This is a genomic window from Mediterraneibacter flintii, assembly GCF_055387595.1.
Genome location: NZ_AP031405.1, coordinates 1,338,469 through 1,352,125, shown reverse-complemented (window position 1 = coordinate 1,352,125; position 13,657 = coordinate 1,338,469). Strand labels below are relative to the sequence as shown.

General features: G+C 41.2%; 10 protein-coding genes. 2 read left to right on the top strand and 8 right to left on the bottom strand.

What is annotated here, in order from left to right:
• Window positions 1-28: 28 nt before the first annotated feature.
• Together ACZ5C4_RS06465 and ACZ5C4_RS06460 are read left to right on the top strand one after the other, a co-directional pair.
• Window positions 29-796 (top strand): ABC transporter ATP-binding protein, encoded by a 768-nt coding sequence (locus ACZ5C4_RS06465; RefSeq protein ID WP_464520269.1) that lies wholly within the window; start codon window positions 29-31, stop codon window positions 794-796.
• Window positions 789-1,586, top strand: coding sequence for an ABC transporter permease (locus ACZ5C4_RS06460; RefSeq protein WP_464520268.1), 798 nt, complete (start codon window positions 789-791; stop codon window positions 1,584-1,586). Before ACZ5C4_RS06465 ends, ACZ5C4_RS06460 begins: the two co-directional genes overlap by 8 nt.
• Before the next feature lie 81 nt (window positions 1,587-1,667).
• Here the strand turns inward: ACZ5C4_RS06460 and ACZ5C4_RS06455 are convergent, their stop codons facing one another.
• From ACZ5C4_RS06455 to ACZ5C4_RS06420, 8 genes are all read right to left on the bottom strand, one after another.
• Complete coding sequence (locus tag ACZ5C4_RS06455; RefSeq protein WP_464520267.1) at window positions 1,668-4,979, bottom strand: ATP-dependent DNA helicase; 3,312 nt, start codon at window positions 4,977-4,979, stop codon at window positions 1,668-1,670.
• Between the two features lie 158 nt (window positions 4,980-5,137).
• Window positions 5,138-5,665 carry an IbrB-like domain-containing protein gene (locus ACZ5C4_RS06450; RefSeq protein WP_464520265.1) on the bottom strand — a complete coding sequence of 176 codons (528 nt, stop codon included), beginning with the start codon at window positions 5,663-5,665 and terminating at the stop codon, window positions 5,138-5,140.
• Window positions 5,655-6,986 carry a phosphoadenosine phosphosulfate reductase gene (locus ACZ5C4_RS06445; RefSeq protein ID WP_464520264.1) on the bottom strand — a complete coding sequence of 444 codons (1,332 nt, stop codon included), beginning with the start codon at window positions 6,984-6,986 and terminating at the stop codon, window positions 5,655-5,657. Before ACZ5C4_RS06445 ends, ACZ5C4_RS06450 begins: the two co-directional genes overlap by 11 nt.
• A 206-nt stretch (window positions 6,987-7,192) precedes the next feature.
• Window positions 7,193-8,602, bottom strand: coding sequence for an amidophosphoribosyltransferase (locus tag ACZ5C4_RS06440; protein ID WP_464520263.1), 1,410 nt, complete (start codon window positions 8,600-8,602; stop codon window positions 7,193-7,195).
• A 16-nt stretch (window positions 8,603-8,618) separates the two neighbouring features.
• The gene (locus ACZ5C4_RS06435) at window positions 8,619-8,906 is read right to left on the bottom strand and encodes a metal-sensing transcriptional repressor (RefSeq protein ID WP_464520262.1); all 288 of its coding nucleotides are present in this window, start codon (window positions 8,904-8,906) and stop codon (window positions 8,619-8,621) included.
• A 51-nt stretch (window positions 8,907-8,957) separates the two neighbouring features.
• Window positions 8,958-10,325 (bottom strand): sodium-dependent transporter, encoded by a 1,368-nt coding sequence (locus ACZ5C4_RS06430; protein WP_464520261.1) that lies wholly within the window; start codon window positions 10,323-10,325, stop codon window positions 8,958-8,960.
• Window positions 10,326-10,734: 409 nt separating this feature from the next.
• Window positions 10,735-11,844 (bottom strand): alanine dehydrogenase, encoded by a 1,110-nt coding sequence (gene ald, locus ACZ5C4_RS06425; RefSeq protein ID WP_464520260.1) that lies wholly within the window; start codon window positions 11,842-11,844, stop codon window positions 10,735-10,737.
• Window positions 11,845-11,854: 10 nt separating this feature from the next.
• Complete coding sequence (locus ACZ5C4_RS06420; RefSeq protein WP_243207145.1) at window positions 11,855-13,645, bottom strand: CocE/NonD family hydrolase; 1,791 nt, start codon at window positions 13,643-13,645, stop codon at window positions 11,855-11,857.
• Window positions 13,646-13,657: the final 12 nt, after the last annotated feature.

Sequence of the window (13,657 nt, the reverse complement as noted above, 5' to 3'; positions counted from 1 at the left end):
CTATATATCTGTCGACTGGAGTGATGTTATGGACGCAATCTTAAAATTATCCAAAATAAATTATGCTTATCACAGTTATGAAGGAGAAACAAAAGCACTCTCTGATATATCTTTCTCAGTCAGTTCTGGGGAATTCACCGCCATTGTCGGCCCATCCGGATGTGGAAAATCCACACTGCTCTCTCTGATAGCGGGTCTCTTAAAACCAGAAAAAGGAGAAATTACCATCTGTGGAAAAACATTAGATGAAAGCACGGTCAATGTCGGCTATATGCTGCAACACGATCATCTTTTTGAATGGCGCAGCGTTTATCGCAATATTCTGCTCGGTCTCGAAATCCAGCACAAAGTAAATGCTCAAACCCGTAAAAAGGCAGACGCTCTTCTGGAACAGTACGGCCTTAAAAATTTTCGTAATGCAAAGCCTTCTGACTTGTCTGGAGGAATGAGACAGCGTGCTGCCCTTATCCGAACACTTATTTTAGAACCGGAGCTTCTGCTTCTTGACGAACCATTTTCCGCCTTAGATTATCAAACTCGGCTTTCTGTCAGCGATGATATAGGACAGATTATACGCAGTTCAGGAAAAACAGCACTGCTTGTCACTCACGATCTGTCCGAGGCAGTCAGCCTTGCAGATCGTATTGTCATTTTAAGCCGGCGCCCTGCAACCATTGTAAAAATACTGCCCATTACATTTTCCCTCGAAAAGGATACTCCAATGGAGAGACGAAACGCGCCGGAATTCAAGAACTATTTCAATATTATATGGAAGGAGTTAAAGGCATATGAATGAATTTTCCAAAGGACAACAATTATATCTACGCCGCCTGCGCAGGCACCACCGTATTGTCATTATCTCCCGTGTTCTGATTCTAATTCTCTTTCTCCTTCTCTGGGAAATTACTGCTAATACAGGACTGATCGATTCCTTCATCTTCAGCAGCCCCTCCAGAGTGGCAGAATGTTTTTGGGAAATGGTGATCGATAAAACAATCTTCCTCCATATCGGCGTTACCTTGTACGAAATTATCGTAAGCTTTCTGCTGGTTACATTTTTCAGTATCTTAATTGCTGTAATACTCTGGTACAGTCGTAAATTATCTGAAATACTTGACCCCTATCTCGTCGTATTAAACAGCCTTCCCAAGTCCGCCCTCGCTCCTCTTCTTATCGTATGGTTGGGCGCAAATGAGACGACGATCATCGTCGCTGGAATGTCCGTAGCAATTTTTGGAAGCATATTAAACTTATATACCAGCTTTACTTCTATTGACGAAGAAAAAATCAAACTGATTTACACGCTGCGCGGCACAAAGCGACATGTACTTTCCAAAGTCATACTGCCAGGTTCTATCCCTGTCATAATCAGTAATATGAAGGTCAATATCGGACTTTGCCTGGTAGGTGTCGTTATTGGAGAATTTTTGGCCGCCAGAAATGGGCTTGGTTATCTGATTATCTACTCCAGCCAAGTCTTTAAGCTAGATTGGCTGCTGATGTCTATTGTGCTTCTGTGTATTATCGCAATGGTACTGTATCAGGGGATTGCTCTGCTGGAAAAATGGTGTAGGAAAAGGTTTTAAAATCTGCAGCAAATTTAAGATGCCCCCATACTATTCTAAAGTAAAAACTATATGGGGGTATCTATACTGTTTTCATTTATCTTACAATCCTAACTTTGACCTTACAATTTCCAGACTTCTACGTTTTGTTTCGTCCACTGAAAAGCTTTTAACTATTTTATTCATTGTTTCTGCACTCCAATAAATTTTTAACCTTTTCTTTGCACGTGTAATTGCTGTATAAAAAATCCCATGCGTTATTTTCTCCGAATTACTATTCGGAATAATTACCTTAACAGAATCATATTCCAGACCTTGCGCTTTATGAATGGAAACTGCATAAGCAAGCTGAAACGGAATCACTGTTCTCATTCGGGCAAGTTCTTCATCCTGTGTAACATCATTGCTTTCATAATCATATATTGTAAGTTGTATACGGGTTGAATTTTCCAGTGCCTCAATAAATTCCAACTCTTCTCTCTTACACTCCATCTCTGTCAGATTCATATCTACGTCCACGGTAAATGTAATCTTATCTTGATATTTGAAAATATTTACAATGCGCCCTTTCAAATTATTATGCAAAACAGGAAACCGTTTTGTCTCATTAAAAAGTATAGGATCTCCCGGCTTATAACTCCACTCCTTCCAAAATACCGCCTCTCCCTTTTTATTTGCAGTCTGAAAATAATTATTCATATTATTCAGGCCAAATTTTCCATCATAATTAAGACAAAGTATAACTTCGTCCTCTTCTTCTTTTTCTAATACGTTCTGTCCTATATTTTCCGAAAAAGGACCATCAATAACAAGTTTTTCTGTAATTAGAGAATCCCTCTTTCTTACCGCATCCCAAAGGCTAATCAACGCTTCGTCTTCTGTACGCCAGGTATTAAGTAATTCTATTTTAGCACCGGGAGTTTTAATTATATCTTTTGAATAAAAAAACCAATTACCAAAATCAATGGATTCAATCTGATAAATGTCCCCAGCCAAAACTAAGAAGGTATCCGGTTTTAATTTCTTAAGAAACACCTCCATTATTCGATTATCAATTGTGCTACATTCATCAATAAAAATAATATCATATTCCGAAAGAGTCACTTTTTTTGTAAAACTATCAATACTTAAAAACTCACTTCCTGCTCCCGGATTCGTAATACGCCTTTTTAAGTTTTGCAGTGCAGTATGCGTTTTTGTAAGAAATAATTTACGCTTACCACCTGCCAAGTTTGAAATATAGTTAATAAGCGTTGTCTTCCCAGTTCCCGCAGCTCCATAAATCAATAGAAGACGAGAATTGACAAAAGCTTCTTCTACGGCCTGTATTTTCAATGGATCACCCGCATAACCGATTCCTCCCTGACTTATAAAACTTTTATTATATTGTTTTTGCCCTTTATTTCCATTTCGCGAAAACTCAATAAGAATTTTCAAAATGTTAATTGTAGTTTTTTCATAATGTTCTATACCAACAAATCCTTTTTCTTGTTTTATCCTGTACCCTTGATCACATTCCCACGAATCCAGCTGCGCGTTATAAGAATTGATTTCATCTGTTTGCGCAATTGATTCTGTTTCAAAGTATATTTCTCCTGTTTGTTTTATCGCATTTCTAACCAGTAAATATGGGCGCACTACTTCCATTCTGTCGTATCCCGTTACTCTTACAACGCGCCGGATGTGATTTTCTTCACTCGTTTTACTGCCTGCCAAATTAGATATAAACGGGTTCTTTTCAAACGGATAACACCTTGCCGACAAAGTAGGACAGTCGCGTAAACAATGTGGTCTATATTTTGTAGGCAATACATTTTCTATTGTTTCTTCCCGCAGATTCAGCAGCAAATATCTAATTATATTCCGCCCTGGCCTGCATGATCCTTCTGAATAATCCTCTTTTAATTTCAGCAAAACCTCTTTAAACTCAGAAGTGTTTGTTTGTGCATATATCGAATCAATTAACGTATGAAACTCAATTTCTTTCAAATCTATTAAATCAAGAAAATTGATACCCGTTCTTGTAAGAAACTTCATCAGTTCTGTGTACTCACGATAATTCGCACTCAGCCTCATTGAGATTTCAAGTATTTTGGCAAGTTTATTTAAGCATACTGGATCTATCGACACTTTCCAGTTTGTAATAACTTTTATTTTGGAAGGTATATTCCATAAGTTGATTGTCGCGTCTACATAGCTTATTTGAACAGCATAATTTGTCGAAAGATTTTCTCTTGTATAGGCAGTTATCCTATTATATTTCGTAGCATAGACTCCTGCCAACTGTAAAGTAATCTCGTAATATCTTTCTTTTCCAACAAAAAATGGTGTTTTTTTCTGTATATAAAATCTTGAGGATTCTACTACTCTGGGACTTTTATCAGCAGAATCAACCGCTGCGGCTATCAACTTATAGTATTCATAATCCGTACTGTCCATACAGAGGGGGAACTTCTCCAAGTTATGTAATATAACTAACCTATTATTCTTCCAAAAAGATTGTCTAATCTGCCAGAGGAAATCATAATATTTAAGCATCAGACGCTCCGACTGCCCCTCCCCAGGAATTCTATATCCGATATATTCCAATGCTTTATAAAACATCCCGAGATATTTTGTTTCTATACTTAACAAGGAACGTTCCCATGCTAAACGGATACTTGCCTCTTTGTATCCCATATTTAATGTATTGAGTAAAAGCGCAGCCACACTTATATCCTCTAAACGCGTCAGCATTCTTCTCGATACATCATCCCGGGTTTCATCATAGATTTCTATTCTTTCAATACATTCTGTAATTTGCCTGTCACATTCTTTTATAATATTAAGAATATCCTCTTTTGAGTAATCGCTATCATCCAGACGCGCCACGAAAGAATGATGATTTTTAATATCTGCAAGTTTGACACAGAACTCATCGACACTTTCATCTAAATTTTTTATCTCCTCATCCGCTGTAAAACAAATCGTAGCACTGTCTTTACTAAAATCAATTGAATGAAGAAAATCTGCGGACATGTATTTCCAGAATACCCTCTCGCTTCCGCGTTCATCAGGGTTAATTACGACAAATAGAATTCCGGGATCATAAGTACCTCCACAGCACATAAATGCTGGAAAGGAAAGACTTTTTAGTGAATATTTGATTTCCCCATCTTTTTCACTGTACTTATGGGTTCCTTTAATCTGAACAAAAAAATTCTGTTCCGGTCTCCTTGAAACACAGGGATTCGAGACAAACTCAAGTGTTCCATCTGTATTTGGCCATTTATCACCACACGAAAAATTTGTGTTTATTTTACCATTTGATCTCAAAAAGGTTTTCAAAATCGATACAGCCGCCTGATCTTCTGCAGAATGTTCCGAGTGTGTCTTAATGTGCCGTTCAATATTTTTTCTGTTTGTATTTAACATATTTATCCATGTCTCCTCTACTACATGTGTTTCACTTAACTCTTCTAATACGGCAGCTGCCAATTATCTTATCAGCTGTTACCTTCTTTCAATAATCTGTGTTTCTTAGCACAGGAGAAATATCTGCTTCAAATCTCATTTAATAATGATAGTCTCTTTCATTCTTCGCCCTCTTCTGTCGGCAGCCATGCTTTTCCAAATTTTACATCCTTAAAGAGTGCTGCCAACCCAGTAATCTGTTTTAGTCTCAATATTTCATCTCGTTCCATTCCAAGATGTCTGGAAATCCATGCGTCGGAACGCCCCAGCTCATGCAGTTCTTTTACGATGTTGCTCATCAGATCTACATCATGGCTGCCGCGCGCTCTATTGTGCCGTATCGTACTCGCCATTCTCTGCGCAAGAGGTTTGTCAATTACAGATACCGGAAGCATTCCCTTCTCTCTCTCATAAATATCCGGATACTCCAGTATGACCCGATAGCGGTGGAAACCATCCACAAGAACATAGACATCCTGTTCTTTCGCGTGATAACAGACCACCGGCATCGTATATCCGTCCTCCTTGATGCTTTCATACAGAAGTTTCATCTCCGGAGGAGCTACCTTGTTTGGATTGTATGTATTGGGTTTTATTTTCTCTACCGGCACAGCTATAATGTTATATACAGGACTTTTATACTCCATATTCTATCTCCTCAATGCTTCTGTATTTATTTCGTATAATATCTATACGCTTCTGCTGTTTTCTTGTCATTCCAAATCCCATAAACCGACAGATATGATCGTTTTTCAAAATGCAATAACACATCCTTTTCCAGCTTGGTATATCCTTTGTAGATTTTATATCGTCCGTATGATCTGGTATTTTTCCGACAAATACAATACGTGATTTGTGATTCAATGTATAATTAGATACTCCGTTTCTGCGGATCTGGTATCCATGTTCCTCCAATTCCTGAATCACTTCTTCATCCAGCCCTCCCCCTGTTTCATGCCAGAACTTAATAGAAGCGCTGAATTTTTTTATATAATTGTTTCGCAGACGAGTAGGAAGTGTATCCAGCAGAAACTGTGTATAGCTCTTCCATGTATGTCCCTCCGGCAGCGTAATGCTCCGGTAAGCCATTGCTTTTGTTTTTCCGTATATAGATGCGAAATTTGCTCCTTGTACTCTTCCGACCAGCTTTGTCCATATCTCAGGATCTATCACCCGATACATATTCAGCGCATCCTTTGAGTAATCATTAAACGGCGATGCCACTCTCATCTGTGACACCTTCAATCCGGCCTTGTAGTACAGATCATACAGGGCATTATAGTCATATCCAAACAAATAGTTCGCATGCCAGACATCCCTTAATGACCAGTCATACAGAGGGGAAGCGCACCAGACATCTTTGAACTGCTTGCTGATCCAGCACTCTCCTTTATATCCGTATTTCTTATTCAAAAAACCGCTGTATCTCTGCAGGGATTCGTCCGCCCTCATTCCCAGCAGACATACCGTCTTTTTGTTTCCATGAGAGAGTCTGTACCATCTTCCGAACTGTTTTGCGAGATCCTCCTGATGCATTCTATATCTGTAGGTTATCATAGGGTTATGCTCCAGATGAATGACATATTCTTTCTTCGGCATATCTCTCACCCAGATGTCTTTCTTGGTGTCATCCCATGGATACCAGTACATTTCATAACTGCTCAATGCTGTTCTTGTCGCCATAGGCAGACAGACCCAGTAAGGTTCCACCTCCTCCTTAATTCTCTCGAAGGTTCTTTCTATATATTCTGTTGTAACTGTATATTGTGCCTCAAAGTCCTGATGAAACACTCCTAGCTTCTTCTGAGGATAATATTTCTTCTGATAATCTAAGACAAGATTTAATAAAAGTCCGCTGTCCTTTCCTCCCGAAAAAGAGACATAGATATTGTCGAAATCTTCAAAGATTAATTTCAGTCTGTCCTGCAAAGCCTCATACACGTTCTTCTGCAAATATTCACGTATCAATACTGCCTTCCTCCTGTCTGTATGCCCCCCTGACAGATATAAAACCTGATATATTATTGGAAATTTCTTCCAACACCATATTTTTTAATTATAGCGTCTTCTAAGCATGCCGTCAACAAACGTTATATCTGTAAAAACAGTTTTTAACAGAAAAAAAGTGCAAAGCTGATTCAGCCCTGCACTTAAATCTTTCTTTTTCTATTTTCCTATTCTTTTCCGTCAAAGCAGTAAGTACACAATTTACATGGAGACAGCCCAATAGAGGCAATCAGATCATCCAATCTGTGATAGCGCAGTGTTGTAAAATTCTGACGGCACCTTACCTCCTCTACCATTTCATCATATTTCTGACTACATGGATCTGCATATTCCTCTAGTATTTCCGGTGTTACCTTCTCTTCCCTTTCCTTAATAATCCGCCTTGTAATCAAATCCAGCTCTGACTTAGAACGTGAAAAATTCAAATATTTACATCCATACAGCAGCGGCGGACATGCAGGACGAACGTGCACTTCCTTAGCTCCACTCTGGTAGAGAAATTCCGTTGTCTCGCGCAGTTGTGTTCCTCTTACAATAGAATCATCGATTAAAAGCAGTTTCTTATTCTTAATTAACGCCTGCACCGGTATTAATTTCATACGCGCAATCAGCTCACGCTGGCTCTGGTTGGTCGGCATAAAGGATCGCGGCCATGTCGGCGTGTACTTGATAAAAGGTCTTGCATATGGGATTCCGGATTCGTTGGCATACCCAATCGCATGAGCAATTCCCGAATCCGGCACACCTGCGACGATATCCGGCGAAACACTTCCTTTGTCTCTTTTTGCCAGCATACTTCCACACTTATACCGCATCTCTTCTACATTGACGCCTTCATACGCAGATGTAGGATAGCCATAATACACCCACAGGAAAGAACAGATTCTCATATCCTCTCCCGCAGCGCCGACCGTCTCCGTTCCATCTGGCGTTATGTAGACAATTTCAGCCGGCCCCAGCTCTTTATAATCCAGATAGCCGAGATTGATATATGCAAAATTTTCAAAGGAAACACAGTAGCCGTCTTCTTTTTTCCCGATAACTACCGGTGTCCTGCCATACTTGTCACGCGCCGCGTACAGTCCTTTTTCCGTCATCAGCAAAATTGTCATGGAGCCGTCGACCAGGCTCTGGACATACCGGATCCCATTTACAATACTGTCTGCCTTACAGATCAAGGAGGCAATCAATTCTGTAGCATTGATTTTTCCGCCACTCATCTCCTGGAAATGGGAATGTCCATCCTTATACACCATCTTAAGCAATTCTTCCTGGTTATTAATCTTTCCCACCGTTGTGATCGCAAAGCTTCCCAGATGAGATTGGATTAGAAGCGGCTGAGGTTCATAGTCAGAAATACATCCAATTCCAAGATGCCCCCTCAATTCATCTACATCTTTTTCAAATTTTGTACGAAACGGTGAGTTTTCAATATTATGAATTGCTCTTTGAAACCCATCTTCTCCATATAGAGCCATTCCCCCTCTTCTTGTACCAAGATGAGAATGATAATCCACTCCGTAAAACAATTCCAACGTACAGTTCTTTTTTGAAGCAACACCAAAAAATCCGCCCATAACCGTAATCTCTCCTTTACTTGATAAAAATATCAATCGCCTTGTTCAGCTTCTCTACACTTTCCATGTCTCCATGCTCAATTGCATCTACAATGCAGTGTTCCAAATGCTCTTTTAAAATTTCTTTTCCTGTATTATTGACTGCCGCTTTCACTGCTGCAAGCTGTATCAGCACTTCGCTGCAGTCTTTGCCGTTCTCTACCATCCGCTTGATGGATTCTAAATGCCCTATGGAACGGGAAAGCCGGTTTATAATTGCCTTCTCATATCCTTCGGAATGCACATGCGTATGTCCTTCCTCCATCTCTTCACCTTCTCCTCTTTCCTTTTCACTCTCCTGTACAGCTGCTCTTTCTTAATGCAGCAAAGACCAGTACCCCTGTACGAAAATAAACAGTACAATGAGTGGCAGTACAAAAGAAACATAAGCACGCGCCCATTTCGGGAACTTCAATCCCACACCGCTGTCCGCCTCAGCCAGAAACTGCTTCCATCCCCAGCCATATCTGCTTGTACAAAATAAAACATATACCAAGCTTCCCAGCGGAAGCAGATTGTTACTCACAATAAAATCCTCAAAATCCAGTATTGTCTTACCTTCACCTAGCGGCGATACCCCACTTAATACATTATATCCAAGCACACAGGGCATTGACAAGACAAGAATCACTATAAAATTCACAAGCACTGCTTTCTTTCTGCTGCAGCCAGTTAAATCCATCGCAAACGAAATAATATTTTCAAACACTGCTATAATCGTAGATGCCGCTGCAAAAAACATACACAGAAAGAAGATGCTTCCCCATATTCTTCCGCCCGCCATAGAGTTAAAAATATTGGGAAGAGTAATAAAAATCAGATTCGGCCCACTGTCTGGATTCACCCCAAAAGCAAAGCTTGCTGGAAAAATAATAAGTCCTGCAATCAATGCCACACATGTATCCAGTATCGTCACACAGACCGCCTCTCCTGTAAGGCTGCGGCTTCTGTCAATATAACTGCCGAAAATCGCAATCGCGCCAATCCCGAGGCTCAATGTAAAGAAGGATTGTCCCATCGCGGCAAATACTACCTCCATGATCCCATTTTCCTTCACTTTTCCAAAGTCTGGGAACAGGTAGAATTCCAACCCTGCGCCTGCACCTTCGAGCGTAATGGAACGAACCGCAAGGATAATCATCAGAACGAGCAAAAGCAGCATCATTCCTTTTGTAATTTTTTCCACACCTTTTTGCAGCCCCATACAGCAGATTCCAAAGCAGAGTGCAACGACTAAAATCATAAATACAGTCATAGTTACAGGCTGCGCTTTCATTTCATCAAAAACCATCTCAACTTCGCTTACATTTAGCCCTGCAAACTGCCCCGACGCCATCTTAATCAGATACAAAATCATCCATCCGCCGATTGTGGTATAAAACATCATCAACAGGTAGTTTCCTGCCATTCCAAAATATTTATACCAATGCCACTTTGTACCCGCTGGTTCCAGCTTGTTAAATGCAAGAGCAATACTGGACTGTCCCGCACGTCCCACCGAAAATTCCATTACCATAATAGGCAGTCCCAGAATCAACAAAAAGAACAGGTAAATCAGCACAAATGCCGCGCCGCCATACTGTCCCGTAATATAAGGAAAGCGCCAGACATTCCCCAGCCCGATTGCACATCCTGCTGAAATCAAGATAAATCCCAGCCGGGATCCAAACTTTTCTCTTTTCATCTTGTTTCTCCCTCTTTAAATATACACATATACCCTTTCTTATTTATATGCCAATTTAAAACACTTTTTTATCTTATGACAGACTCTTCCCGCTGTCAAGCAAATCCTGTACTATAAACATTCCATTTTCCACCTGCAGGCAGTACCTCTCCTTCAACGGGAAATTCTATTATACAGGGTTTAGAGTTTCTTCCAATGTTCCTCCAAGATATTTAGCATACTTGAATAAACCTTGAGAAAAAGAGTAAGGGAGATTGCACAAAGAATGTGTATCTCCCTTTTCTCGCAGCTGTAACCCTGCTCTTTCATAAAATTGTATTTTATTTGTTTTCTTTTCTGCGTTTTACCGTAAGTGTTCCACTGTCTTTAAACGGTTTTTGTGTATCGGTCGGTTTGTTTGCTACAAAAATCAGCATACACTTTGAATGTCCGTATAGTCCAGTCCAAAGCTAAGCGCTACATTTTCATACGTTATCTTTCCGGCATAGGTATTTACAGCGGAATAGAGAACCGGATATTTTCTGCATGCCTCTTCCAACCCGTTTTCTGCGATAAGCAGTCCATACCTTAATGTTGCATTTGTCAATGCAATGGTTGAGGTGCGCGGCACTGCTCCCGGCATATTTCCTACGCAGTAATGCACTACATTGTCCACTACATAAATCGGATCGTCATGGTAGGTCACCTTCGTCGTCTCACAGCAGCCGCCCTGATCCACAGCTACATCTACAATCACACTGCCTGGCTTCATATATTTTAAGTAGGCTTTCTTCATCAGCTTAGGAGCTGCCTTTCCAGGAATCAATACCGCCCCGATTACCAGATCTGCCTTTGAAACTGCCTCTTCTATCATTGCATCTGTGCTCATTAATGTCTGGATTCTGGCGCCGAAAATATCATCCAGGTAGGCAAGACGGGCAAGATTTACATCCAGCATCGTTACATTCGCTCCCATGCCGACCGCTATCTTGCACGCATTTGTCCCTACTGAACCGGCTCCTATGATGACTACCTCTGCCTTTGGTGTTCCCGGAACGCCCGCCAAAAGTACTCCTTCTCCTCCAAATGGTTTCTCCAGGTACTTTGCACCTTCCTGAACGCTTAACCGTCCTGCAATCTGACTCATGGGCGCGAGTAGCGGCAGACTGCCGTTTTCCTCCAGTGTCTCATACGCAACGCCCTTAACGCCGCTTGTGAGCATCGCATCCAGCAGATCGCGATCTGCGGCAAGGTGCAGATACGTATACAAAATCAAATCTTTATGAAAATATGCATACTCCTCTTTTAACGGCTCTTTTACCTTTACTATCATTTCGGAAATATCCCACACTTCTTTTGCCGTATCCAGTATTTTTGCCCCTGCTTTTACATATTCCGCTGTAGAAAATCCGGAACCGACTCCCGCGTCTTTTTCTATATATACCTCATGTCCTGCATGGATATAATCTTTTACGTTGCCGGGTGTCAATCCCACCCGATATTCCTGCTTCTTAATTTCTCTGACACATCCTACGCGCATGTATTCCCTCCTACTGAATCCATTGTTCTTCGTCAGAATATGGGATAATCGGCAGATAAATATACGAGTCATGTACCGCATCCACATGTATCTGATATTCGATATCCTCGCTGTTTGGAAGCTGTACCATCCAATGATACGGATTTGCGTCATAATTCTTGATCTCAACCTCAATCCGGTGCCCCTTCTTAAATACATTGGACGTATTCATCACTTCAATTGTATACTCATTGATTTCTCCCGGCGTTACCGGAACTTTTCTTGTATGGTCGTTGTTAAATTCCCATGGCTTTAATTCTTTCTTTTCCAGTCCCCTGTGAGAAGCCCGCAAGTTTCCAGTCACCAGATTTAAAGGTCTGCCTTCGCCTTCCGGCGGAACATCATTGAGCATGATAGTAAAATTCGCGTCCGTCTTATCGATCGCACATTTTAAATGCATGACAATCGGGCCGGTCACTTCCACATCTTCTGTGAGCACAGGCGTTCTAAATACAACATTCGGCACTGCGTACGTCTCATTGGAGCCATCTTTGTAAGGACTCTTATGTTGAAGAATTGTAGGCGGCACGTGTTCGTCCTTTTCTTTTTCTGTAGAAAGAAGTCCGCCGTCCCGCAGATAATATTTCGTCCAGTTGGTACGCGCAAGCGGCCATTCCTTCTCATAACGGAATTTATTAATTCCCCGTACGAGAAGCTTCATCGGCGGTTCGTCCATGATTCCTGTGTCAATCCCCTTGAGCCAGTAGTCATACCAGCGCAGGTATTCCGGCGTCATAATCCTATGCGGCAAGTGTAAGGCGTCATGTTCTTCCGGCGCCGCCAGTTTTCGCGGAACCGACATGTCTCCGTGGGTAAACAGGAAAAATGGCCCCTGTGAAAATCTCCCCAGCTCATAGTATTCTGAAATCAGATACATAGGCACTTTGATATCCTCTGGATGGCTTTGAATCGAACGTTCTCTCCAGAAGTCACTGTCATCATCATGCAGAAGAATATCAAAGAAATACGTCTGATTCCGCGGCGGGAAGCAGCTCAAAATTCCTGAGTAGAGCGCGCTGTGATTGATATCCGGATCGGCAAGGCGTTTTTGAATACGTGTCTTTAACTCCTCTGTCGTATACGTTCTCTCCGCTGTGGACATAGAATTGACATCCGGGCAGAAATCTGTATACATAAAGGAACGGTTTACAAACACGCCTCCCGGATAGTTGTGATGGTACATATTATCCACTACCTCTACCATCATAATTGCCTTTAGATGCGGCGGCTGCAAAGCTGCCACTACCGGCTGTAAAATAGAAAAATAAGAAATCCCTATCATACCGATATTGCCATTACAGTAAGGGAGCTGTGCAGTCCATTCAATCACATCATAACAGTCCTCCTGTTCCTGCCGTCCATACAGGCCGTCCCATGCCCCCTCTGATTTTCCGATTCCTCTGGGATCTGGAACAACAACAATATAGCCATGCCGCACATACTCATAAATATCCCCTGCCTCAATCGTATGGTCAAACAGCACTGTCTTAAACTGCATAGAAGTACGTTCCAGTGTCTGGATAGATTTTCCGTATGCAGAAAACGCAACCAAACCTGGAAATTTCACCTCTTCCTCTGTATCCGGACGATAGATGTCTACTGCTAATCGGGTGCCGTCCCGTACTTCCATTATTACGTCCTCTTCCTTTTTTACTTCATATTTTCTGGGCGTCATCTTCTCTATACCGTCCATATACCGGTTATCCCAATATGCCGGTTTTTTCTCTAGACCTACAATATCTAATTTGTCTTTCATTTCCATCACAAACACCCC

Excerpts from the sequence above, each read along its gene's own strand:
- ACZ5C4_RS06465 (WP_464520269.1), top strand. The coding sequence starts at position 29 with ATGGACGCAATCTTAAAATTATCCAAAATAAATTATGCTTATCACAGT.
- ACZ5C4_RS06460 (WP_464520268.1), top strand. The coding sequence starts at position 789 with ATGAATGAATTTTCCAAAGGACAACAATTATATCTACGCCGCCTGCGC.
- ACZ5C4_RS06455 (WP_464520267.1), bottom strand. The coding sequence starts at position 4,979 with ATGTTAAATACAAACAGAAAAAATATTGAACGGCACATTAAGACACAC.
- ACZ5C4_RS06450 (WP_464520265.1), bottom strand. The coding sequence starts at position 5,665 with ATGGAGTATAAAAGTCCTGTATATAACATTATAGCTGTGCCGGTAGAG.
- ACZ5C4_RS06440 (WP_464520263.1), bottom strand. The coding sequence starts at position 8,602 with ATGGGCGGATTTTTTGGTGTTGCTTCAAAAAAGAACTGTACGTTGGAA.
- ACZ5C4_RS06435 (WP_464520262.1), bottom strand. The coding sequence starts at position 8,906 with ATGGAGGAAGGACATACGCATGTGCATTCCGAAGGATATGAGAAGGCA.
- ACZ5C4_RS06430 (WP_464520261.1), bottom strand. The coding sequence starts at position 10,325 with ATGAAAAGAGAAAAGTTTGGATCCCGGCTGGGATTTATCTTGATTTCA.
- ald (WP_464520260.1), bottom strand. The coding sequence starts at position 11,844 with ATGCGCGTAGGATGTGTCAGAGAAATTAAGAAGCAGGAATATCGGGTG.
- ACZ5C4_RS06420 (WP_243207145.1), bottom strand. The coding sequence starts at position 13,645 with ATGGAAATGAAAGACAAATTAGATATTGTAGGTCTAGAGAAAAAACCG.